The organism is Lentzea sp. NBRC 105346 (assembly GCF_030269605.1).
Lineage (GTDB): Bacteria > Actinomycetota > Actinomycetes > Mycobacteriales > Pseudonocardiaceae > Lentzea.
Map to the genome: position 1 here is coordinate 954,502 of NZ_BSTQ01000001.1, position 26,274 is coordinate 980,775.

At 68.6% G+C, this 26,274-nt stretch carries 2 protein-coding genes; both read right to left on the reverse strand.

All coding sequences use genetic code 11. From position 1 onward, the window contains the following. Positions 1 to 13 precede the first annotated feature (13 nt). Positions 14 to 14,347: a type I polyketide synthase gene (locus QSK35_RS03465; protein ID WP_285742120.1), complete on the reverse strand. Its 14,334-nt coding sequence runs from the start codon at positions 14,345 to 14,347 to the stop codon at positions 14 to 16. Beyond that, positions 14,347 to 26,274, reverse strand: coding sequence for a type I polyketide synthase (locus QSK35_RS03470; RefSeq protein WP_285742122.1), 11,928 nt, complete (start codon positions 26,272 to 26,274; stop codon positions 14,347 to 14,349). Before QSK35_RS03470 ends, QSK35_RS03465 begins: the two co-directional genes overlap by 1 nt.

Genomic DNA, 26,274 nt, shown 5'->3' on the forward strand with positions numbered 1-26,274 from the left:
AGTGGTCTCCGGATCAGGAACGGTCGTCGGACTTCTTCATCGCCATCAGCACGAGGCTTCTCGCGTCGAGCTCGTCGATCGACGTCGCGGCCGGCTCGTCAGCGGTCGGGTTCGCCAGGCGCAGCAACGAATCCAGCAACCCGGCCTCGCGCACGCGGCTCAACGGGATGGCCGCCAGCACTCGCTTGATCTCCTGGTCCTCGGCGCTCTCGACCGGCTCGGCGTTCGAGAACATCCGCACCCATAGATGATCGGCGAGCGACACGACCGTCGGGTGGTCGAACACGGCCGCGGTCGGCAGGTCGAGCCCGGTGAGCGTGTTGAGCCGGTTTCGCAGCTCCACCACCCGCGCCGAGTCGAACCCGATCTCCTTGAACGTCCGTTGCGGGTCGACGGCGTCGGCGTTCTCGTGCCCGAGCACCGTGGCGACGTGCCCGCGCACGAGTCGCGTCAACGTGTGCTGCTGCTCGGGCTTCGACTGCCCGGCCAGCCGTTCCCGCAACGACCCGCTGCCGCCCTCGGTCCGCGCGATCCGCCGCACGCGCCGCTGCACCACCGGCAGCGCGACGGCGTCCGCCGCGGCCTGCGGTGTGCCGAGAACCACCGATCCGATCGCCGCTACCGGCAACCCGGTGGAGTCCGCTACCTCCACCGCCAGCACCCCGTCGCTGATCGTCGCGAGCCGGACCCGCACGGACGACGCGCCTTCGGCGAACAACTCGACGTCACTCCACGACAACGGCGTGCCCAGCCCGGTCGTTGCCACAGCCGCGTCGAGCAACGCCGGGTGCAGCCCGAACCTCCGTTCGTCGTCGACCGTGACCTCGACGAAGAACTCCTTGTCCCGCCGCCACATCGACTCCCCCGGCACCGCCTCCGCACCGGGCGGCGGCCATGCCGCGAGGTCGAACGACGGCTCTTCCTCACCAGGCACAACGGTCCCGCTCGCGTGGCACAACCACGAGTCGCCCGAGCGCGAGTGGATCGTGACCCGGCGTTGCCCGTGCTCGTCCGCACCACCAATAGCCACCTGCAGCCGACCGCCCGATCGAAGTGCACTCGCGATCTCGAGCTCGCGAATCCGCCCGCACCCGACGCGGACCGCCGCCGCCATGGCGAGTTCCACGAGTTCAGCGCCGTTGAAGGCGGTGTCGAGTCGACCGGTCAGCAATACGCCACCGTCCGCCAGGTCGACCACGGAGTCGAGCAACGGATGATCGAACGGCTCGGTGGCCGGCCGCGCGGCCTCCAACCAGAACCGCTCGCGCTGGAACGCATAAGTAGGAAGGTCGACGCGCCTGGCTCCTGGGAACAGGCTCGTCCAGTCCACCGCCACACCCCGGACGTGGGCCTCTGCGAGGGACGTCAGGAACTTCGTCATGCCGCCTTCGTCGCGGCGCAGCGTCCCCACACCCAGCATCAACACCGGATGCGCACTCACCTCGATGAACGTGTCACCCTCAAGCAGCCCGACCGTCTCCGCAAACCGAACCGCCTGCCGCAGGTTGGTGTACCAATACTCGGCATCCAGCCGAGTGGTGTCGATCTTCGCGGCAGTCACCGTCGAATAGAACGGAATCTCAGCCCGGTGCGGTGTAATCCCGTCCAACGCAGCCAAGATCTCGTCCCGCAACACCTCCACATGCGGCGTGTGGGAGGCATAGTCCACCGGAACGCGCTTAGCCCGCTCATACCGAGCCAGCACCACATCCAGCCCGGCCACATCCCCCGCCACCACGGTCGATTCAGGACCATTCACCGCAGCAACAACAACACCCTCAGGCAGCTCGAGCTGCTCGACCGGCAGCGGGACCGACACCATCCCACCCCGACCAGCAATCGCCCTGATCGCCCTACTCCGCAACGCCACCACACGCGCGCCATCAACCAACGACAACGCACCAGCCACGCATGCGGCAGCGATCTCGCCCTGCGAATGCCCGACCACTGCGGCCGGCTCGACGCCGAACGATCGCCACACCTCGGCGAGCGACACCATCACCGCCCACAACACCGGCTGCACCACGTCAACCCGCGCGAGCGCCGCCTCATCCCCCAACGCCTCAAACAGATCCCACTCAACAAACGAACTCAACGCATCAGCACACTCACGCATCCGCGCCGCAAAAACCGGGGATTCGTCAATGAGGTCCCGCCCCATCCCCACCCACTGAGCCCCTTGACCGGGGAACACGAACACGGTTTTACCGGGATCCCCAGCAACCCCGGAAGCCACCTCACGCCCGTCGAGCAACACCGCCCGCCAAGGCAACATCGACCGCGAAGTAGCAAGCGAGTACCCGATGTCCACCGGGTCGCCAACCAGCCCCCGCACCCGCTCAACCTGACCACGCAACGCCGCCTCGGACCTCGCCGACACCACCCACGGCACCGACTTATCCACAGACCGCTTGACGCCCCCGTTTTCTCCGTCCTCCACCACTAGACTGGAAACCGGGGGACCCCCCAGGGGGGAGAACGAGGTCCCCACTCCAATCGTCTCACGCGGGTCCGACAGTTTCGGATCCGAAGTGGAGTTGTCCACAGGGCAATCTTCAAGAATCACGTGCGCGTTCGTGCCACTCACGCCGAACGACGACACGGCGGCACGACGAGGCCGGTCCAACGACGGCCACGGCTGAGCCGACGTCAGCAACGACACCGAACCCGACGACCAGTCCACATGCGGCGTCGGCGAGTCCACGTGCAGAGTCGCGGGCAGCACACCCGCCCGCATCGCCATCACCATCTTGATCACGCCGGCAACACCAGCCGCAGCCTGAGCGTGCCCGATGTTCGACTTCAACGAGCCCAACCAGAGGGGAGCCGACCGATCCTGCCCATAGGTGGCGAGCAACGCCTGGGCCTCGATCGGATCACCCAGCCGTGTTCCGGTTCCATGCGCCTCCACGGCATCGACATCCGCAGCAGTCAGACCGGCGTTCGACAATGCCGAACGGATGACGCGCTCCTGGGCCAGGCCGTTCGGTGCGGTCAACCCGTTCGACGCGCCGTCCTGGTTCACCGCCGACCCGCGCACAACGGCGAGCACCGTGTGCCCGAGCCGCCGCGCGTCCGAAAGCCGTTCGAGTACCAGGAGCCCGGCGCCTTCCGCCCATCCCGTGCCGTCCGCTGAAGCCGCGAAAGCCTTGCACCGCCCGTCCGGCGCCAGCCCGCGCTGCCGGGAGAACTCGACGAAGAGACCCGGCCCGGACATCACGGTCACCCCACCGGCCAACGCCAGCGAACACTCACCCGACCGCAACGCCTGCGCCGCCAGATGCAGCGCCACCAACGACGACGAACACGCCGTGTCAACCGTGACCGCAGGCCCCTCGAACCCGAACGTGTAGGCAATTCGTCCGGAGGCGACGCTCAAAGTGTTGCCCGCCAACAGATAGCTCTCGACATCGGCGGGCACCGAGTGCAGCCGACTGCCGTAGTCCTGTGGGATCGCACCCGCGAACACCCCGGTATCGCTGCCGCGCAGGGAAGCCGGATCGATCCCCGCCCGTTCGAACGCCTCCCACGCCGTCTCCAGCAGCAGCCGCTGCTGCGGATCCATCGCCAGGGCTTCGCGCGGGTTGATACCGAAGAACGCAGCGTCGAACCGGGCCGCATCCTCCACGAACCCACCCGAACGCACATAGCTCGTGCCCGCGTGGTCGGGGTCGGGTGAGAACAACCGGTCCAGGTCCCAGCCACGATCAGCCGGGAACGACGACACGGCGTCCACACCATCGACGACCAGCCGCCACAAGTCCTCCGGCGAGGCGACGCCGCCCGGATAGCGGCACGCCATCCCGATGATCACGATCGGGTCGTCGGTCGCGACAGAAGTCGTCTGCACAGAACGAACAGTCGAAGCACCGAGCAGCGAAGACCGCACGAACTCAGCCACAGCCGTCGGCGTCGGATAGTCGAACACCAGGGTCGTCGGCAGGTTCAACCCGGTCGCCGATGTCAGCCGGTTGCGCAACTCAACCGACGTGAGCGAGTCGAAACCGAGTTCCTTGAACGTCCGGTCGGCCTCGACCCGGCCGGACGAGCCGAGCACGGTCGCGACGTGCGCACCGATCAGGTCGAGCACCGCGCGCCGCTGATCGGCTTCGGACAGCCCGTTGATGGCGAACGACCCCACCGGGGCCTGCCGGACCGGAGTCCGCACCAGGCCGCGCAGCACCGGCGCCACCTGGGCTTGCGTGCGCAATGCGGCGAAGTCCAGCCGGACGGGCACGACGACCGGTTCGTCCATGCGCAGTGCGGCATCGAACAGCGCGAGTCCCTGCTGTTCCGACAGCGGCGCCACGCCTCCGCGACTCATGCGCGCGACCGCGGACCGGTCGAGGCCGCCGCCCATCCCGCCAGGCTGCTCCCACAGTCCCCATGCCAGCGAGACCGCCGGCAGACCGGCCGCCCGGCGGTGCTCGGCGAGTGCGTCGAGGAACGCGTTCGCCGCGGCGTAGTTGCCCTGTCCCGGACTGCCGAGCGTGCCCGCCACGGACGAGAACAGCACGAACGAAGACACGTCACCGGCGAGCTCGTGCAGGTTCCACGCAGCGTCCACTTTGGATCGGAACACCGCATCTACTCGCTCGGGCGTCAACGACTCCACGGTCGCGTCGTCGAGCACACCGGCCGTGTGCACGACAGCGGTGACCCGATGTGCGGCAAGCAGAGCAGCCAGAGCCGCACGGTCCGCCACATCGCACGACGAGATGGTCACCTCGGCGCCCAAGCCGGTGAGCTCGTCCTGCAGCTCGCGGGCTCCTGGCGCGTCGAGGCCGCGCCGGCTGACCAGCAGCAGGTTCCGCGCGCCGTGTTCGGCGACCAGATGCCGCGCGACCAGCGCACCGAGGCCACCCGTGCCGCCGGTGACCAGAACCGTTCCGTAGTCGGGCGAAGGAACGATCAGTACGACCTTGCCGATGTTCTTGGCCTGGCTGAGGTACCGGAACGCCTCGGGCGCGCGCCGTATGTCCCACGTCGTCACCGGCAACGGGTGGAGCACGCCGCGTTCGAACAGGTCCAGCAGCTCCCCGAGCATCTCACCGATGCGCTCGGGACCCGCGTCCATCAGGTCGAACGCCTGGTACGTCAGGTGCGGGAACTCGGCCACGACCGCGGCGGGATCGCGCACGTCCGTCTTTCCCATCTCAACGAACCGGCCACCGTCGGCGACCAGGCGCAGCGACGCATCGACGAACTCGCCCGCGAGCGAGTCGAGCACGACATCGACCTGTGGGAACCGCTCTGCGAACTCCAGCGTCCGCGAAGACGCAATATGGTCGTCGTCGAGTCCCGTCGCACCCCACTTCGCGGGGCCGGCCGTGCCGAACACCTCGGCGCCGATGTGCCGCGCGAGCTGTGTGGCCGCCATGCCCACACCGCCTGCGGCTGCGTGCACCAGCACCGACTCGCCTGCTCGCAGCCCTGCGAGGTCGACCAGCCCGTAGTAGGCGGTCAGGAAGACGATAGGCACACCTGCGGCGTCCACAAAGGACCAGTTGTTCGGGATTCGCGCGAGCATGCGGTGATCTGTGACCGCCTGTGGCCCGAACGCGCCCTGGAACAGCCCCATGACGCGGTCGCCCGGCGCCACACCGGTCACGCCCGGTCCGACCTCGAGCACCACGCCGGCGCCCTCGACGCCGAACTTGCCCGCGTCGCCCGGATACATGCCCAACGCGTTCAGGACGTCTCGGAAGTTCAGGCCAGCCGCCCTGACCGCGACGCGAACCTGCCCGTGCGTCAGCGGCTCGTCGGGATATTCGGCGAGCACGAGGTTCTCCAGCGTGCCTTTGCCGGTCGTGTCCAGCCGCCACGCGCCCGACGGCACCGCCAGCACGCCACTCGCACTACCCCGTGCCAGCCGCTGCGCAAACGCATTTCCGCTGCGCAGCAACAGCTGTGGCTCATCTACCGCAGCGGCCAACGGGATCGCCGCACGCGACGCCGGATCATCGTCGACGTCCAGCAGCACGATCCGTCCGGGATGCTCCGACTGCGCCGACCGCACCAGACCGCGGGCGGCGGCATGCGCCAGGCTCGCGCTGCGCGTAACGACCACGAGCCGCGAGCCGGTCGGTTCCGCCAGCCAGGCCTGCAACCGCTCCAGCACGTGACAGGTGACCTCGCGGGGATCACCCGCATCGGGATCCAGCTCCAGCAGGGCATAGTCCGTCGATGCCTGGTCCGGCAACGCGATCGGCACCTGCTCCAACCGGTACAACCCGTCGCGGGCGCGCAGCTGTTCCGCGGACACGGGCCGCGTCACGAGCGTCTCGACCTCGGCCACGGGGGCGCCGAACTCGTCCGCGACGACCAACGACAACGAATCCTCTCCGGTGCGACGGATCCGCACGCGTGCCGCCGCGGCTCCTTGCGCGTAGACGCTGACGCCGGACCACGAGAACGGCAGCCGAAGCTCACCTTGCGCGGCCATGACGTGCAGTGCGGCGTCGAGCAGTGCCGGATGCACCGCGAATCCGTCGATCTGTTGCGGCAGTTCGACTTCGGCATAGACATCGTCACCCGCACGCCACGCCTTGCGCAGCCCGCGGAAGGACGGCCCGTACTCGTATCCCTGATCGGCGAGCTGCTCGTACAAGCCGTCGACGGGCAGCTCCTCCGCACCTTGCGGCGGCCATGCCTTCAGCTCGAACGAAGGCGATTCGCCGTTGCTCAACGACCCCGTCGCGTGCCGCGTCCACTCACCGTCGGCGTCTTCGGCCCGCGAGTACAACGCAAGCTCATTGTCCTCCCCCACGCGCACACGGAGTTGGACTGCACCATGTTCGGGCAATACGAGTGGCTTCTCGATGGTGAGCTCGCGCACCCGTCCAAGCCCGACCTCCTGTCCGGCCCGCACGGCGAGCTCGACCATCGCCGTGCCAGGCAGCAGAACCGACCCCAGCACCGAGTGATCGGCGAGCCACGGGTGCGTCGCCAGCGACAGCCGTCCGGTGAGCAGCGTCCCGGCCGAGTCGGGCAACGACACAGCCGCCCCCAGCAGCGGATGCGCCGCAGCGGCCAGACCCGCAGAGGTCACATCCCCGACAGCCGGTGCGTCCAGCCACAACCGCCTACGCTCGAACGCATACGTCGGCAGGTCGACCTTCTTTCCACCGGGGTAGAACGCTGCCCAGTCGATGTCGGCACCGCTGACCATAAGGCGCGCCAAGGCGATTACCAGCGCCTCGTACTCGCCTTTGTTCTTCCGCTGCGTGGGGATCGCTCCCTCGACCATGGCCGACAGCACGCCGTCCGGTCCGATCTCCACGAATGTGCAGTCGGTCAGCCTGCCGACATTGTCGGCGAACCGCACGGTCTCCCGGACGTGCCGCACCCAGTACTCCGGGTCGGTCACGTCCCCCGATGCCGCAATCGGGATCTGCGGCTGGGCGAAGTCCAGGGTCCGCACCACCGCGCGGAACTCGTCGAGGATCGGGTCCATCAAGGGCGAGTGGAACGCGTGCGACACGCTCAGACGCTTGGTTTTGTCGAACCGTTCGGCAATGTCGAACGCCGTTCGCTCATCACCCGCGATCACGACCGCGTCCGGCCCATTCACCGCGGCGAGCGACACTCGCTCGGTCAGATGCGGCAGCACCTCGGCCTCGGACGCCTGAATCGCGATCATCGCCCCGCCTTGCGGCAGAGCCTGCATCAAACTCGCGCGCGCACCCACCAACCTGCACGCATCATCCAGCGACAACACCCCGGCGACATGCGCCGCCGCTATTTCCCCGATCGAGTGACCGACGAGATGATCAGGCCGGATCCCCCAAGACTCGAGCAACCGGAACAGCGCCACCTCGAACGCGAAGATCGCCGGCTGCGCATACCCGGTCTGATCAACATCCAGGTCGGCAACGTCGAACCGCGACCACACATCGTCGAACGCGGCCGCGAACACCGGAAACCGCTCACACAGCTCCCGCCCCATACCGGCACGCTGCGAACCCTGCCCCGTGAACAAAAACGCCAGGTCGCCACCCGCCGCCACGCCCTCGGCAACGACCTCGCCATCCACCAACACAGCGCGGTGATCGAACAACGACCGCGTAGTCACCAACGAGTACCCGATGTCGACCGGATCCCCGCTCAACCCGCGCACCCGCTCAACCTGTTCGCGCAGCGCAGAGCCCGACTTGGCCGACACCAACCACGGAATCGATTCCGCCTGGCCCCCCGCCGGGGGGTGCGAGGTCCCCTTCTTAAGCGTCCCACGCGGGTCTGACAGATTCGGGTCCGAAGTGGAGTTATCCACAGGGCAATCTTCGAGAATCACGTGCGCGTTGGTGCCCGAGATGCCGAACGAGGACACTGCGGCACGTCGGGGCCGATTCGGCGAGGGCCACTCCGCCGAGTCGGTCAGCAGTGAGACCGCGCCCGACGACCAGTCCACGTGCGGTGAAGGCTCGTCGATGTGCAGGGTGCGCGGCAGCACGCCGTGGCGCATCGCCATGACCATCTTGATCACACCGGCGACGCCGGAGGCCGCCTGCGCGTGGCCGATGTTCGACTTCAGCGAACCTAGCCACAGAGGTGAGGTGCGGTCCTGGCCGTACGTTGCCAGCAGGGCCTGGGCCTCGATCGGATCACCGAGCCGCGTTCCGGTTCCATGCGCCTCCACCACGTCGACGTCGGAAGCAGTCAGGCCTGCGTTCGACAATGCCGAACGGATGACGCGTTCTTGCGAAGGACCATGCGGCGCCGTCATGCCATTCGACGCGCCGTCCTGGTTCACCGCCGAGCCGCGCACGACGGCCAGTACCGGATAACCGAGGCGCTGAGCGTCGGATAGTCGGGCGACCAGCAGCACGCCGGCACCCTCGGACCAGCCGGTGCCGTCCGCCGAAGCGGCGAAGGACTTGCACCGGCCGTCCGGCGCAAGCCCGCGTTGGCGGGAGAACTCGACGAAAGTGTTGGGGGTCGACATCACGGTCACACCGCCCGCCAGCGCGAGCGTGCACTCGCCGGACCGCAGCGACTGCACCGCCAAATGCAGTGCCACCAAAGATGAAGAGCACGCCGTGTCCACCGTGACCGCCGGCCCCTCGAGCCCGAACGTGTAGGCGACGCGACCGGACACGACGCTCGGGCTGTTGCCGGTCAGCAGGTATCCCTCGAACCCTTCGGGTATCGAGTGCAGCCGCAGCCCGTAGTCGTTGTACATGACGCCCGCGAACACACCGGTCCGGCTGCCCCGCATCGAGACCGGGTCGATGCCCGCACGTTCGAACGCCTCCCACGAGGTCTCCAGCAGCAGCCGCTGCTGCGGATCCATCGCGGTGGCCTCGCGCTGGCTGAACCCGAAGAAGTCGGGATCGAACTGGTCGGCGTCGTGCAGGAACCCGCCTTCGCGCGTGTAGGACTTGCCGGCCCGGTCGGGATCGGGGTCATAAAGCCCGTCGACGTCCCAGCCGCGGTTGGTCGGGAATCCGCTGATCGCATCGACACCTTCGACGACCAGTCGCCAAAGGTCTTCGGGCGAAGTGACCCCACCGGGGTAGCGGCACGCCATGCCGACGATGGCGATCGGCTCGTCGCTTGTCGCCGTCACGACCGCCGCGGTCGGTGCCGACCCGGAGATCAACGTCAGCAGATGCCGTGCAAGCGCGGCCGGTGACGGATGGTCGAACCCCGCGGTCGCGGGCAGCCGCAGGCCGGTAAGGGTGTTCAGGCGATTGCGCAGCTCCACGGCCGTGAGCGAGTCGAACCCCAGAGCCTTGAACGCCTGATCGGCGTCCACCGCGTCGTGGCCGAGGACGGATGCGACCGTGGTCCGCACGAGATCGAGCACGGCCCGCGAACGCTCGCCCTCGCCGAGGGTGGCCATCCGGTCGATCCACGACGGCGCGGCGGCTCGACGGCGATGAACCCGGTTGGGCAGTCGCGCCGGGACGACCAGGGCCCGATCCGCCCCGAGTGCCGCGTCGAACAGCGCGAGGCCTTCCTCGGCAGAAAGGGGCGTCACGCCGAGCCGCGCGGCATCGGCGCCCTTGCCCATGCCGCCTTCCCACAGCCCCCACGCCAGGGAGGTCGCGGCTAGCCCGTTGGCACGCCGATGCTGTGCGAGCGCGTCGAGGAACGTGTTCGCCGCCGCGTAGTTGGCCTGTCCGGCCGTGCCGATCACCCCGGCGAGCGAGGAGAACAGCACGAACGCCTTGAGGTCGCGCGTCAGCTCGTGCAGGTGCCAGGCGCCGTCGGCCTTGGCGCGCAGCACCGTGTCGAACCGTTCGGGGGTGAGGGAGTCGATGGTGCCGTCATCGAGAACGCCCGCGATGTGCACGACCGCGGTGAGCGGATGCTCGGCGGGGATGCTCGCGAGCAGATCGGCGACCGCATCGCGGTCCGCCACATCGCAGGGCACATAACGAACGGACGCGTCGAGCTCCAGATGTGGCGCCTCGGCCCGCCGGCCGGTGAGCAACAGATGACGAACCCCATACCGCGCAACGAGATGGCGGGCGAACAGCCGTCCGAGGGTGCCCGTCGCACCGGTGATCAGCACGGTGCCGTCCAACTGGAGATCGGCCGATCCCGCCGCGATTCGGTTGACACGCGGCGCGTACAGCTCGCCCTCGCGCACGGCCAGCTGCGGTTCACCGCTCGCAAGCGCGGCGCCCAGCACAGCTTCGGACAGGTCCTCGTCGGTATCGATGATCACGAGCCGGCCCGGTTGCTCCGCCTGTGCGGACCGAACCAGCCCCCACACCGGCGCGTCGACGAGGTTGGGCACGTCCTCGTCGACCACCGCGACGGCCCCGCGAGTGACGAATACCAACGGTTCGTCCGTGCTCTGGATCCGGCCCAGCACGTCCGACAAACGCGTCCTGATGTCCTCTGCGGACTCATCAACGACCGTAGCGTCCACAGTGGATTCAGACGCCTGAACCTTCACCCAGTCGACGCCGTACAGCGTTCGACGGACCGCCGAAGGCTGACGCAGTACGAATGACTCGACGGATATGACCGGTGATCCGTTCGGGTCGGTAGCCGTCAGCGTGAACGTGTCCGGCGCGGATTTCGTCAACCGCACTCGCAACGTCGTGGCACCGGTCGCGTGCAGCGTCACACCACGCCACTCGAAAGGAACCCGTAGCTCGTCGGCACCGTCCAGTGCAACCGCGTGCAACGCCGCGTCGAGGAGTGCCGGGTGGATACCGAACCGGGTGGCGTCGGACGGCAGTTCGACCTCGGCGCAGAGGTCGTCACCGTCCCGCCACGCCTTGCGCAGCCCGCGGAACGTCGGCCCGTAGTGGTAGCCAAGTGCGGCGAGGTCCTCGTAGAAGGTGCCGAGATCGATCGACGTCGCCTCGGGCCACGAGCGAGGTTCGCCGTCGTTGGTCGCGACGCCGAGGAGGCCCGTCGCGTGCTTCGTCCACGCGTTCTCGTCATCCTCGGGACGCGAGTAGATCCCGATCGAACGCTGCCCCGCGTCATCGGGCTCGCCGACCACGAGCTGCAGATGAACACCGCCGCGCTCCGGCATCGCAAGGGGCGCTTCCAGAGTCAGCTCTTCGACGCGGTCGCACCCGACCTGGTCTCCCGCCGCCAACGCCAGTTCGACGAACGCCGTGCCGGGCAGTATGGGGGTGCCGCCGATCGCGTGGTCGGCCAGCCAGCTCTCCGTCGCGAGCGACAGCCTGCCGGTCAGCAGCAGACCATCGCCATCGGCGAGGGTCGTCTTCGCGGCGAGCAACGGGTGATCACTGCTGCCCAGTCCGAAGCCGGACGCGTCGCCGCGGGCAGCCGGCGCGTCGAGCCAGAACCGCCTGCGCTGGAACGGATAGGTCGGCAGATCGATCCGATTCGCTCCCGCGAAGAACGTCTCCCAGTCGACCGCAACACCGCGCACGTACAACTGCGCCAGCGCGGTGATCACCCCGCTGGCCTCGCCGCGGTTCTTGCGCAGCGTCGGGATGGCACCGTCGACCATCGCCGACAACACGCCGTCCGGTCCGATCTCCACGAACGTGCAGCCGGCCAGCTTGCCCACGTTGTCGGCGAACCGCACGGTGTCCCGGACGTGCCGCACCCAATACTCCGGGTCCGTCACGTCCCCCGATGCCGCAATCGGGATCCGCGGCTGGGCGAAGTCCAGGGTCCGCACCACCGCGCGGAATTCGTCCAGCATCGGGTCCATCAAGGGCGAGTGGAACGCGTGCGACACGCTCAACCGCTTCGTTTTCGCGAAGCGTTCGGCAATGTCGAACGCCGTTCGCTCATCACCCGCAATCACCACCGCCCTCGGGCCGTTCACCGCCGCGATCGAGACGCTGTCAGTCAGAAGCGGCAGAACCTCGGCCTCGGACGCCTGGATCGCGATCATCGCCCCACCAGGAGGCAAAGCCTGCATCAAACTCGCACGCGCACCCACCAACCTGCACGCATCATCCAGCGACAACACCCCGGCGACATGCGCCGCCGCGATCTCCCCGATCGAATGACCCACCAGGTGATCCGGCGTCACACCCCACGACTCGAACAGCCGGTACAGCGCGACTTCCAGCGCGAAGATCGCCGGCTGCGCATACCCGGTCTGATCAACATCTAGCTCGGCAACGTCGAACCGCGACCACACATCGTCGAACGCGGCCGCGAACACCGGGAACCGCTCGTACAGCTCGCGGCCCATGCCCGGTCGCTGACTGCCCTGCCCCGTGAACAAAAACGCCAGCTCGCCGCTCGCGGCGACTCCTTCGGCGACGACCTCGCCATCGACCAGTACGGCCCGATGATCAAAAGCCGATCGGGTCGTCGCGAGCGAGTACCCGACATCGCGTGGATCACCCTCAAGCCCCCGCACCCGCTCCACCAGTTCGCGCAGTGCGACCTCAGACTTGGCCGACAGCAACCACGGAATCGATTCCGCCTGGCCCCCCGCCAGGGGGCGCGAGGTCCCCTTCTTAAGCGTCTCATGCGGGTCTGACAGATTCGGGTCCGAAGTGGAGTTGTCCACAGGGCAATCTTCAAGAATCACGTGCGCGTTCGTGCCGCTCACGCCGAACGATGAGACGGCGGCACGACGGGGCCGGTCCGACGACGGCCACGGCTGGGCCGAGGTGAGCAAGGAGACAGCACCGGATGACCAGTCGATGTGCGGCGAGGGCGCGTCCACCTGCAACGTCGCGGGCAGGACGCCCGCCCGCATCGCCATCACCATCTTGATCACACCTGCGACGCCCGCCGCGGTCTGGGTGTGACCGATGTTCGACTTCAGGGAACCGAGCCACAACGGAGTAGCCCGGTCCTGTCCATAGGTCGCGAGCAGCGCATGGGCCTCGATCGGATCGCCCAGCCGCGTACCGGTGCCGTGCGCCTCCACCACATCGACGTCCGAAGGTGCCAGAACGGCGTTCGACAATGCCGAACGGATCACCCGTTCCTGCGCCGGCCCGTTGGGTGCGGTCAGGCCGTTCGACGCGCCGTCCTGGTTCACCGCCGAACCACGAAGCACGGCCAGAACTGGATAGCCCAGGCGCCGGGCATCGGACAGGCGCGCGACCAGCAGCAGACCGACGCCCTCGGCCCAGCTCGTTCCGTCGGCCGCCGCCGAGAACGCCTTGCTGCGGCCATCGCGCGCGAGTCCCCGTTGCCGGGAGAACTCGACGAACATGCCCGGCGTCGGCATGATCGAAGCACCGCCGGCCAGAGCGAGCGAACACTCGCCGGAACGAAGTGACTGCGCCGCCAAATGCAGCGCCACCAACGACGACGAGCAGGCCGTATCGACGGTGACGGCTGGGCCGGAGAAGCCGAACGTGTAAGCGATTCGGCCCGATGCGACGCTGGACGTCGTGCCCGTCAGCAGGTGCCCGTCCGACGAGACCGCTTCGTGCAGCCGAGCGCCGTAGTCCTGGGCCGCGGCACCGATGAAGACGCCGGTCTTGCTGCCGTGCAACGAGGACGCGGGGATACCGGCGCGCTCGAGCGCCTCCCAGGCGGTCTCCAGCAGCAGGCGTTGCTGGGGGTCCATCGCCAGCGCCTCACGCGGCGAGATCTCGAAGAACTCCGGATCGAACATGGCCGCGTCGTGCAGGAAGCCGCCCTCGGTGGCGTAGGTCGTGCCAGGGCGGTCGGGGTCCGGGTCGAACAGCCGGTCGAGGTCCCAGCCGCGATCCGTCGGGAACCCGGACACGGCGTCGACGCCGTCGATGACCAGTTGCCACAGCTCTTCCGGCGACGTCACGCCACCGGGGAAACGGCACGCCATGCCGATGATCGCGATCGGCTCGGTCATCCCGGCGACCAGCTGCTGGTTGCGTTGCCGCAGCCGGTCGTTCTCCATCAGCGACGCCCGGAGCGCCTCGACGACCTTGTCGTCCGAACTGCTCATCACGAACTCCACGCGTCGTCGTCGGACCGGCCCGCGAGCGCCATCTGCACCAGGTCGTCCACGTCCATGGTCTTGATGGACATCTCACTCTCGGAAGTCGAACGCTCCGATGCCTCCACAGTGGACTGTGGATTGAACTTCGCGGCGAGGAACCGGGCCAGCGCCACCGGTGTCGGATGGTCGAACACCACCGAGCTCGGCAGTTTGAGTCCTGTTGCCGTCGCGAGCCGGTTGCGCAGTTCCATCGCGGTCAGCGAATCGGAACCCTGCTTGCTGAACGCCGTCTCGGCGCGCACCCGGCCCGGTGACGAATGACCGAGCACGGTCGCCGTGTGGTCGCAGACGAGATCCAGCAAGAGGCGTTCCTGTTCGGCCGGGCCGAGCCCGGCCAGCCGCGAGCTCACATCTGGTTCGGCCATCGCGCGGCGCAGCGGAGCGCGGACCAGGCCGCGCAGCAACGCAGGCACATCACCGGTGGCCCGCAGCGGTGCGGCGACGACCGTCGCCACGTCCACACCACCGGCGACGTCGAGCAGCCGCAATCCTTGTTCCGTGTTCAGCGCACCGAATCCGGTGCGGCTGATCCGGGCCAGGTCGGCGTCCGCCAGGTGGCCGGTCATGCCGCTGGCCTCCTCCCACAACCCCCACGCGATCGAAACCGCGGGCAGGCCAAGGGATCGGCGATGCGCGGCCAGGGCGTCGAGATAGGCGTTGGCCGCCGCATAATTCGCCTGCCCGGCCGTGCCGACCACACCGGCGATCGACGAGAAGAGTACGAACGACGACACGTCCCCGGCCAGCTCGTGCAGGTTCCACGCCGCGTCCACCTTGGGTCGCAGCACGGCGTCCAGCTGGGCCGGGGTCAGCGCGCCGACAAGCCCGTCGTCCAGCACACCCGCCGCGTGGATCACACCGCTCACCGGGTGCTCGGCCAGCAGCGCCGCCAGGGCGTCCCGGTCCGCCACGTCACACGCGGCCACAGTGACCGACGCACCCATGCCGGTCAGCTCGGCGCGAAGCGCGGCCATGCCGGGCGCGTCGGCGCCGCGCCTGCTGACGAGCAGCAGTTCCCGAGTTCCCTGCCGCACCACATGCCGGGCGACCAGACCGCCGAGCGTGCCGGTCGCGCCGGTGATCAACAGCGGGCCGCTCGGGATCGTCAGCACCACCTTGCCGATCAACTGTCCCTGTCCGAGCAGCCGGAAGGCCTCGGGCGCACGCCGCACGTCCCAGGTCGTCACCGGCAACGGCCGCAGCACGCCCGCCTCGAACAGGTCGACGAGCTCGGCCAGCAGCTCCTGGATGCGGTCCGGTCCGGCGTCCATCAGGTCGAACGCCCGGTACCGCACGTCGGCGTCGACCGACTCGCGGATGTCCGTCTTGCCCATCTCCGCGAACCGCCCGCCCGGCCGCAGCAGTCCCAGCGACGCATCGACGAACTCGCGCGCCAGCGCGTTCAGCACTACGTCCACTTGCGGGAACTTGTCCGCGAACTCCAGCGTTCGCGACGAAGCCAGGTGGTCGTCGTCGAGTCCGGTGGCGGCCCACTTCGACGGGCTCGCGGTGCCGAACACCTCCGCACCGATGTGCCGGGCCAGCTGGACCACCGCCATGCCGACGCCACCGGCGGCCGCGTGCACGAGGATCGACTCGCCCGCGCGCAGTTCGACCAGATCGCGGAACGCGTAGTGCGCGGTGAGGAACACGATCGGCACGGACGCCGCCTCAACCCACGACCAGCCCTTGGGAATCCGTGCCACCAAACGGTGATCGGTCACCGCGGCCGGGCCGAACGATCCGAGGAAGAGCCCCATCACGCGGTCGCCGGGCGCGAGTCCGGTCACGTCGTCGCCGACCTCGGTCACAACGCCGGCGCCCTCACCGCCGAGCGGCAGGTCGCCGGGATACATGCCGAGGGCCAGCAGCACATCGCGGAAGTTCAACCCCGCCGCGTGCATCGCGACTCGGATCTCGCCGCGCCCCAACGGTTTCACGTCGGTGGGAACCAGGGCGAGGTTCTCCAGCGTGCCGCGACTTGTCACGTCGAGCCGCCACGGGCTCGCGGGTGGTACGAGCGCGTCGCTCGTTACCCGCCTGAGCCGAGGCACGAACACCTCGCCCCGCCGCACCGCCACCTGCGGCTCGCCCGCCGCGAACGCGGTGTCACCAGAGTCGGAGTCGACCAGCACGATCCGGCCGGGGTGTTCGGCCTGCGCCGAGCGCACCAGCCCCCACACCGCGGCACCGGCCAGATCCTCGACCGTCTCCTCGTCGTTGACGGCCACCGCGCCTCGTGTCACCACGGCGAGAGTCGCTTCACCGTCCTCCGCGAGGAACTTCTGCACCTCGGCCAGTACGCGGTGAACCGCATCCCGCACGGACTCTCCGGCGCAATGCACCACAACGAGCTCGCCGTTTGGTTCGCTCTTCTCGTGCGGTGCCCAGTCCATTGTGAACAGTGCGTCGTCGTTGGCTCGCAACCGGCCCACCGGCCGCGTGACCAGCGAGTCGATCCGCGCGACCGGCGCACCGGTCGTGTCGGCGATGTCCAGCGAGACCACGTCGTCGCCTATGCGGGACATCCTGACGCGCAGCTCCGTCGGGCTACTCGGCCGCAGCGACACGCCGGACCAGACGAAGGGCATCCGGAGCTCGCCCGCGTCCAGCGCCACGGTGTGCAGCGCGGCGTCGAGCACGGCCGGATGCAGGCCGAACCGCCCAGCGGCCTCATCTGGCAACACGACTTCCGCGAACACGTCGTCGCCGCGCCGCCACATTTTGCGCACACCCTGGAATGCAGGTCCGTAGTCATATCCACGGGTGGCGAGCAGTTCATAGACACCGTCGACCGCGTCGCCATCAGGTGGCCATGCACCGACGTCGCCGAGTTCGACGGCCTCGGCGGCGAGAACGCCGCTGGCGTGCCTGGTCCATTCGTCGCCACCGGCATGGACGGTGACCGCCCTGCGACCGTCCTCATCGGACCCCACGACGACACGCAGTCGCAGGCCGCCGCGTTCCGGAAGAACCAGTGGGGCTTCCAGGGTCAGTTCTTCCAACGTGTCGCAGCCGACCTGGGCCGCGGCGTGCAGGATGAGCTCGACCAACGCGGCACCGGGCAAGACGACCGCGCCGCCGATCACGTGGTCGGCGAGCCACGGGTGCGACCGCAGCGACAGCCTGCCGGTGAACACCACGCCGCCGTCGTCCGGCAGTTCGACCGCCGCGCCGAGCAACGGGTGATCGGCCGGGGCGAGGCCCGCCTCTTCGAGGTCGCCGTCCGGGGTGGTCAGCCAGAAGCTCTGCCGCTGGAACGCATACGTCGGCAGATCGACCTTTCGGGCCCCGGCGAAGAACGTCGTCCAGTCGATCTCCACGCCTCGCACGTGCAGGCGCCCGAGAGCCATGATCAACGTGTTCACTTCACTACGGCCGCGGCGAAGCGCGGGAATCGCTCCGTCGACCATGGCCGACAGCACGCCGTCCGGCCCGATCTCCAGGAAGAAGCAGTCGGTCAGCTTGCCGACGTTGTCGGCGAACCGCACGGTGTCGCGGACGTGCCGCACCCAGAACTCCGGGTCCGTCACGTCGCCGCTCGCCGCGATCGGTATGCGCGGTTCGTGGTACTCAAGCTTCTCCGCCACAGCCCGGAACTCGTCGAGCATCGGTTCCATCAACGGCGAGTGGAACGCATGCGACACACTCAACCGCTTGGTTTTCGTGAACCGTTCGGCAATGTCGAACGCCGTTCGTTCATCGCCCGCGATCACCACCGCGTTCGGGCCGTTCACGGCGGCGATCGACACCTGCTCGGTGAGATACGGGCTGACTTCGTCCTCGGACGCCTGGATCGCGATCATCGCGCCGCCGGGCGGCAAGGCCTGCATCCGCCGGGCCCGTTCGCCGACGAGCGTGCACGCGTCGTCCAACGACAGCACGCCAGCCACGTGCGCAGCCGCGATCTCCCCGATCGAATGGCCCACCAGGTGATCGGGCGTCACACCCCATGACTCGATCAGCCGGTATAGCGCGACTTCGAGCGCGAAGATCGCCGGCTGTGCGTGCCCGGTCTGATCCAGGTGGAGGCCACCGACGTTGAACCGCGACCACACGTCGTCATACGCGGCCGCGAACACCGGGAACCGCTCGTACAGCTCGCGGCCCATCCCCGGTCGCTGACTGCCCTGTCCGGTGAAGAGGAACGCGACCTTCCCGGTGCCCGCCACACCCTCAGCGACCACTTCGCCGCCCACCAGCACCGCGCGGTGATCGAACATCGACCGCGTCGTCGCGAGCGAGTACCCGACATCCGCCGGGTCACCCTCAAGCCCCCGCACCCGCTCAATCTGTTCGCGCAGCGCAGAGCCCGACTTCGCCGACACCAACCACGGAATCGATTCCGCCTGGCCCCCCGCCGGGGGGCGCGAGGTCCCCTTCTTAAGCGTCTCATGCAGGTCTGACAGTTCTGGGGCCGAAATCGAGTTATCCACAGGGGACTGCTCGAGAATTACGTGCGAGTTCGTGCCCGAGATCCCGAAGGAGGACACGGCGGCACGCCTCGGGCGGTCGTGGGATGGCCAGGGGTGCGGCTCGGTGGCAAGTTCTAGTGCGCCCGTCGACCAGTCGACGTGAGGGGTCGGTGTGTCGATGTGGAGGGTTCGGGGCACCGCGCCGTGGCGCATCGCCATCACCATTTTGATCACGCCGGCCACGCCCGCTGCCGCCTGAGTGTGACCGATGTTCGACTTCAGCGAACCTAGCCACAGAGGTGAGGTGCGGTCCTGGCCGTACGTTGCCAACAGGGCCTGCGCCTCGATCGGGTCGCCCAGCACGGTGCCGGTGCCGTGCGCTTCGACGACGTCCACGTCCGACGGAAGTAGGCCTGCGTTCGACAATGCCGAACGGATGACGCGTTGCTGTGCCGGGCCGTTGGGTGCGGTCAGGCCGTTCGAGGCGCCGTCGGAGTTCACGGCCGAGCCGCGCACCACGGCCAGCACGGGGTGGCCCAGGCGGACGGCGTCCGACAGGCGTTCCACGACTAGCATTCCGGCGCCCTCGGACCAGCCGGTGCCGTTGGCGGCCGCGGCGAAGGACTTGCAGCGGCCGTCGGGCGCCAGGCCGCGCTGGCGCGAGAACTCGACGAAGGTGCCCGGCGTCGCCATGACGGTCACGCCGCCGGCCAATGCCAGGGAGCACTCCCCCGAACGCAACGCCTGCGCCGCCAGGTGCAGGGCCACCAGCGATGAGGAACAGGCGGTGTCGACGGTGACGGCCGGGCCTTCCAGGCCGAACGTGTAGGCGAGCCGGCCGGACAGGACGCTGCCGGCATTGCCGGTCAGCAGGATGCCCTCGAGCTCGCCCGGCATCCGGCCCACCGCGGGGGCGTAGTCGTGGTACATCACGCCGGCGAACACGCCGACCTGGTTGCCGCGCAACGAAAGAGGGTCGATGCCGGCTCGTTCGAAGGCCTCCCACGAGGTTTCCAGCAGCAGGCGTTGCTGCGGGTCCATCGCGAGGGCTTCACGTGGTGAGATGCCAAAGAAGTCGGCGTCGAACTCGTCCGCGTCGTGGAGGAACCCGCCCTCGCGCGTGTAGGAGGTGCCGGGCCGGGTGGGATCCGGGTCATAGAGCGAGTCGACGTCCCAGCCGCGGCCGGTGGGGAACGACGAGATCGCGTCGACGCCGTCGGCTACGAGGCGCCACAGGTCTTCCGGCGACCTGACTCCGCCCGGATAGCGGCATGCCATGCCGACGATGACGATCGGATCATCATCCACAGCGGACCGAGTGACAGAAGCCACGGTGGAGGCGCCGGACAGGTGCTCCACTAGCCCCTGCGGCGTCGGATGGTCGAACAGCAGCGTTGTGGGAAGACTCATACCGATCACGGCGTTCAGCCGGTTTCGGAACTCCACCGCCGTAAGGGAGTCGAAGCCGAGCTCCTTGAACGCCCTCGTGACCTCGATCGCATCCGCCGTCGAGTGACCCAGCACGGCGGCCGCTTCGGTCCGTACGAGGTCGAGGAGTTGGTGCGAGTTGAGCGACGAGATGTCCATAGTGGACGCGGAGCGCGAGCGGGCCGGCGCTCGCACGAGGCTGCGCATGATGTGCGGGACCGAGGAAGCCGCAGGGTTGAGGCGCATCGGAACCACCAGCGCCTCGTCGGTCGAGATGGCCGCGTCGAAGAGGGCTAGGCCCTGCTGTTCGGACAGGGCCGCGACGCCGGCGTCGGCCATTCGGCGCTCGTCCGCGTCGCTCATGGTTTGCGCCATGCCGGCGCTGCGGTCCCAGAGTCCCCACGCCAGGGACGTCGCGGGCAGGCCGGCCGATCGCCGTTGCTCGGCTAGTTCGTCGAGGACCGCGTTCGCGGCCGCGTAGTTGCCCTGTCCGGCGGCGCCGATGAGGCCGGAAACCGAGGAGCAGAGCACGAAAGCGTCTAGGTCGGCGGTCAGCTCGTGCAGGTTGAGGGCGCCATCGACCTTGGCGCGCAGCACGCGGTCCAGGCGCTCGGGGGTCATCGACTCGATCACGCCGTCGTCGAGGACACCCGCGGCGTGCACGACGGCGTTGAGCGCCACGCCGTCGAGCACGCGGGCCAGCGCGTCGCGGTCCGCGATGTCGCACGCCGCGACGTGTACGTCGGCGCCGTGCGCCGTGAGCTCGTCGACCAACTCGTCGTTCACACCGCTTCTGCTGACCAGCAGCAGATTGCGCACGTCGTGGGAGGTGACCAGGTGCCGAGCGATGGCGCCGCCGATGCGGCCGGAGGCGCCGGTCACCAGTACGGTTCCGGTCAACGTCCGGATATCGGTCACAGCCGGCATACGGGTCAGGCGCGGTGCCAGCAGCTGACCGTCGCGGATCGCGATCTGCGGTTCGTCGGTGGCCACGGCCCGCGCTTCGCCTTCGATCAGGGCGAAGCGGCCGGGGTGTTCGGACTGCGCGGAACGCACCAGCCCGCGCACCGCTGCGCCGGCCAGGTCGTCCGCGGTGTGCAGGATGAGCTTGCCGGTAAATCGGTCGTCGGACAGCCATGTCTGCACGAGGTCGAGCGCGCGCCCGAGAGTGGCCCGCACATCCCCCGCGGGCAGCCGCATCGCGACGGCGTCCGGCACTTCGCTCAGCGTGCCGGGATCCTCGGTCCAGGACACTTCGCCGGTGCCGTCGACCGGAACCCAGTCCACTCGGTACAGCGGCTCGCGCACGACGGTCTTCGCGGGCAGCATCACCAGCGACTCGACCTGCGCCACCGGCTTCCCGGACGAGTCCGCCATCGTGATCGACACCGTGTCCGGACTCGACCGGGTGCAGTGCACGCGCAACGCCGACGCGCCCGTTGCGTACCACGTGATGCCGGAGAACGAGAACGGCAGCAGCAGGCCGGTCTGCTCCAGCAGAACGGCGTGCAGCGCGGCGTCCATCAGTGCTGGGTGCAGGCCGAAGGCCTCCGTCTGCACCGGTAGCGACACCTCCGCGAACACGTCGTCGCCACGGCGCCACATCCTGTGCAGGCCTTGGAACGCCGGTCCGTACTCGTATCCGCGGTCCGCCAGCCGCTCGTAGTCGACGTCGACCGCCTCCGCACCCGGTGGCGGCCACTCGGCGGGGAACTTCGGTTCCGCGGTGCCGTTCGCCAGCGTGCCCGTTGCGTGCAACGTCCACGCGTCGCCGTCGTTCGCGTAGATCCGGATCGCGCGGTCGGCGACCTTCACCTGTAGGTCGACGCCGTTGTCCGGCAACGGCAGAGGTGCGTGCAGCGTCAGATCCGCGAGCCGGTCGCAGCCCGCCTCCTGCGCGGCGCGCCACGCCAGTTCGACGAAGGCTGTGCCGGGCAACAACACCGTGCCGTTGATGACGTGATCCGCCAGCCACGGCTGGGTGCGCGGGGACACGTTGCCGGTCAACACGATCTCGCCGGTCTCGGCGAGGTTGACCGTCTTGTCGACCAGCGGGTGGCCGACGTGGGCCGTCAGCCAGTACCGCTGCCGTTGGAAGGCGTAGGTGGGCAGGCCGACCTTCTTCGCGCCCTGGAAGAACTTCGCCCAGTCGATCTCGACACCGCGCACGTGCAACCGGCTCATCGCCGTGACGATCGCCGCTACCTCGCCGCGGTTCTTGCGCTGGGTCGGGATGGCACCGTCGACCATCGCTGACAGCACCCCATCCGGCCCGATCTCCACGAACGTACAGCCGGTCAACTGACCGACGTTGTCGGCGAACCGCACGGTCTCCCGGACGTGCCGCACCCAGTACTCCGGGTCCGTCACGTCACCCGATGCCGCAATCGGAATCCGCGGCTGGGCGAACTCCAACGTCCGCACCACAGCGCGGAACTCGTCCAGCATCGGTTCCATCAACGGCGAGTGGAACGCGTGCGATACGGTCAACCGCTTCGATTTCGCGAACCGTTCGGCAATGTCGAACGCCGTTCGCTCATCACCCGCGATCACCACCGCCGTCGGGCCATTCACCGCCGCGATCGACACCCGTTCGGTAAGAAGCGGCAGAACCTCGGCCTCGGACGCCTCGATCGCGATCATCGCCCCACCAGGAGGCAAGGCCTGCATCAAACTCGCACGCGCACCAACCAACGTGCACGCGTCGTCCAGCGAGAGAACTCCAGCGACGTGCGCCGCCGCGATCTCCCCTATCGAGTGGCCCACCAGGTGATCGGGTGTCACGCCCCACGACTCGAACAGCCGATACAGCGCGACCTCGAACGCGAAGATCGCCGGCTGCGCGTACCCAGTCTGATCAACATCCAGGTCCGCCACGTCGAACCGCGACCACACATCGTCGAACGCCGCCGCGAACACCGGGAACCGCTCGTACAGCTCCTGTCCCATACCGGCACGCTGCGAACCCTGCCCCGTGAACAAAAACGCCAGCTCGCCAACCGCCACCACGCCCTCGGCGACGACCTCGCCATCCACCAGTACGGCCCGATGATCAAAAGCCGATCGGGTCGTCGCGAGCGAGTACCCGACATCCGCCGGGTCGCCCTCAAGCCCCCGCACCCGGTTGATCTGTTCGCGCAGCGCAGACTCAGACTTCGCCGACACCAACCACGGAATCGATTCCGCCTGGCCCCCCGCCGGGGGGCGCGAGGCCCCCTTCTTAAGCGTCTCACGTTGGTCTGACAGTTCTGGGGCCGAAATCGAGTTATCCACAGGGGACTGCTCGAGAATTACGTGCGAGTTCGTGCCAGAGATGCCGAACGACGACACTGCGGCGCGGCGGGGACGGTCGTGGGACGGCCACTCGATGGTGGACGTGGGTAGGGAGACGGCGCCGGAGGACCAGTCGACTCGTGGGGTGGGCGCGTTCAGGTGCAGGGTTCGCGGCACGACTCCGTGTCGCATCGCCTCCACCATCTTGATCACGCCGGCCACGCCCGCCGCCGCCTGCGTGTGACCGATGTTCGACTTCAGCGAACCGAGCAGCAGAGGCGAAGTTCGGTCCTGGCCGTAGGTCGCGAGCAAAGCCTGCGCCTCGATCGGGTCACCGAGGCGGGTGCCGGTGCCGTGCGCCTCCACCACGTCTACGTCGGACGGAAGCAGGCGTGCGTTCGACAATGCCGAACGGATGACGCGTTCCTGGGCCGGGCCGTTGGGCGCGGTAAGGCCGTTCGAGGCGCCGTCGGAGTTCACGGCCGTGCCGCGCACCACGGCCAGCACCGGGTAACCAAGACGCTGAGCGTCGGACAGCCGGGCGACCAGCAGCAGGCCGACGCCCTCGGACCAACTCGTACCGTCGGCCGACGCCGAGAACGGCTTGCAGCGGCCGTCGGGAGCCAAGCCGCCCTGGTGGGTGAACTCGACGAACATGCCCGGCGTCGGCATCACCGCGGCGCCACCCGCCAGTGCCAGAGAACACTCGCCGGAACGCAGCGACTGCGCCGCCAAGTGCAGCGCCACCAACGACGACGAGCAGGCCGTGTCGACGGTGACCGCCGGACCTGAGAAGCCGAACGTGTAGGCGATCCGGCCCGACGCAACACTGGACGTCGTGCCCGTCAACAGGTGGCCGGCGGACGAATCGGACTCGTGCAGACGCGTGGCGTACTCCTGCTGCACTGCGCCGATGAAGACACCGGTCCGGCTGCCGCGCAACGACGACGGCACCAGGCCCGCGTGCTCGAACGCCTCCCACGCGGTCTCCAGCAGCAGGCGTTGCTGCGGGTCCATCGCGAGCGCCTCGCGCGGGGAGATGCCGAAGAACGAGGCGTCGAACAACGCGGCGTCGTCCAGGAAGCCGCCAAGAAAGTCAGCATCCCAGCCACGAGAAGCAGGAGACGTGGAGATCGCGTCGACGCCGTCCAGGACCAGCTGCCACAGCCCGGATGGCGACGTGACACCACCGGGATAGCGGCACGCCATGCCGATGATCGCGATCGGCTCGTCCGGCGCGGTCGGCGCCACCACTTCCACGGAAGAAGCACCGCGCAGATGTGAAGCAACCAGCGCTGGCGTTGGGTGGTCGAACACCAGGGAGTCCGGCAGGCGGCGGCCGATCAAAGCGCTCAGGGAAGCACTGAGCTCCGTCGCGGTGATCGAGTCGAAGCCCAGCGACTCGAACGTCTGGTCCGGCGGAACGGTGGAGTAACCGAGAACAGAGGCCGCCGCGCCGCGCACCAGGTCCAGCAGGTCGTCACCCGAGACCACCACGGATGTGGTGTCGCCAGGCCAGAATCGAGCCCGTTGGAACGGAGAACGGCGGGCCGCGACGACAGCAGAACCGTCCACTGGGGACTGTTCCAGAATGAGATGGCAGTTGGTGCCGCCGAGGCCGAACGACGACACGCCCGCCAGCAACGGGCCGGTCCACGGCGACGACGACACCTGAACGCGCAGGCCCAAGGACACAAGAGGCAGAGCAGACGAGGCGAAGTTGAGACTCGGCACCAAGGTCCGATGCGACAGGCACAGCATCGTCTTGATGAACCCGGCGATGCCGGCCGCACCCTCCAGGTGGCCGATGTTGGTCTTCACCGACCCGACAGGCAACAAAGAATCACGACCGGTCCCGTAGGCCGCGCCGAGCGCGGAAGCCTCCACCGGATCACCGACCGGCGTGCCCGTGCCGTGCAGCTCGACGTAACCGAGAGAAGCCGGCGAGACACCGGCCGAAGCGCACGCCGAGAGCAGGACTTCCTGCTGCGACGACGAAGAAGGGACCGCCAGAGAAGAGCCGCTGCCCGTGTTGACCGCGCCGCCACGGATCACGCAGAGGATGGGGTCACCTGCGGCCAGCGCGTCGGACAATCGCTTCAGCACGACCAGGCCGCCGCCCTCGCCGCGCACGAAACCGTTGGCGCGCGCGTCGAACGTGTAGCAGCGACCGTCGGGCGACAGCGTGCCCGTCGAGGAGGCCTCGGCCGACAGGTTCAGGTGCACACCACCGGCCAGCGCCGCATCGCAGGCGCCGGAGAGAAGACTTTCGCACGCCATCTGGACGGCGACGAGCGAGGACGACTGTCCGGTGTCGACGGTCATGCTCGGCCCACTGAAGCCGAAGTGGTGTGACACGCGGTTCGCGATCATCGCGCGGGACACGCCGGTGAACGCGAAGTGGGTGGTGGCCAAGCCGTGCTGCTGCAGGACCTGCGCGTAGTCGTCGCGAATCGCGCCGATGAACACACCAGTGCGCGTCAACGAGTCCAGGCCGGCGTCATCGATGGCCTCCCAGGCCAGCTCGAGCGCGAGGCGTTGCTGCGGGTCCATCGCGACCGCTTCCCGCGGCGAGATCCCGAAGAACGCGGCGTCGAACGCCGCGACGTCCGAAAGGAACCCACCCCAGCGCGGACCAGGGCGTCCGGCGGGCAGCGGACCGACCGCGTCCACACCGGCGGAGAGCAGCTGCCAGAACGAGAAGGGATCGGGCGCCTGCGGAAACCGGCACGACACCCCGACAACGGCGACAGACAT

What these genes read in the sequence shown, in the direction of transcription:
- QSK35_RS03465 (WP_285742120.1), bottom strand. Translation starts at nt 14,347, where the DNA reads ATGAGCAGTTCGGACGACAAGGTCGTCGAGGCGCTCCGGGCGTCGCTG.
- QSK35_RS03470 (WP_285742122.1), bottom strand. Translation starts at nt 26,274, where the DNA reads ATGTCTGTCGCCGTTGTCGGGGTGTCGTGCCGGTTTCCGCAGGCGCCC.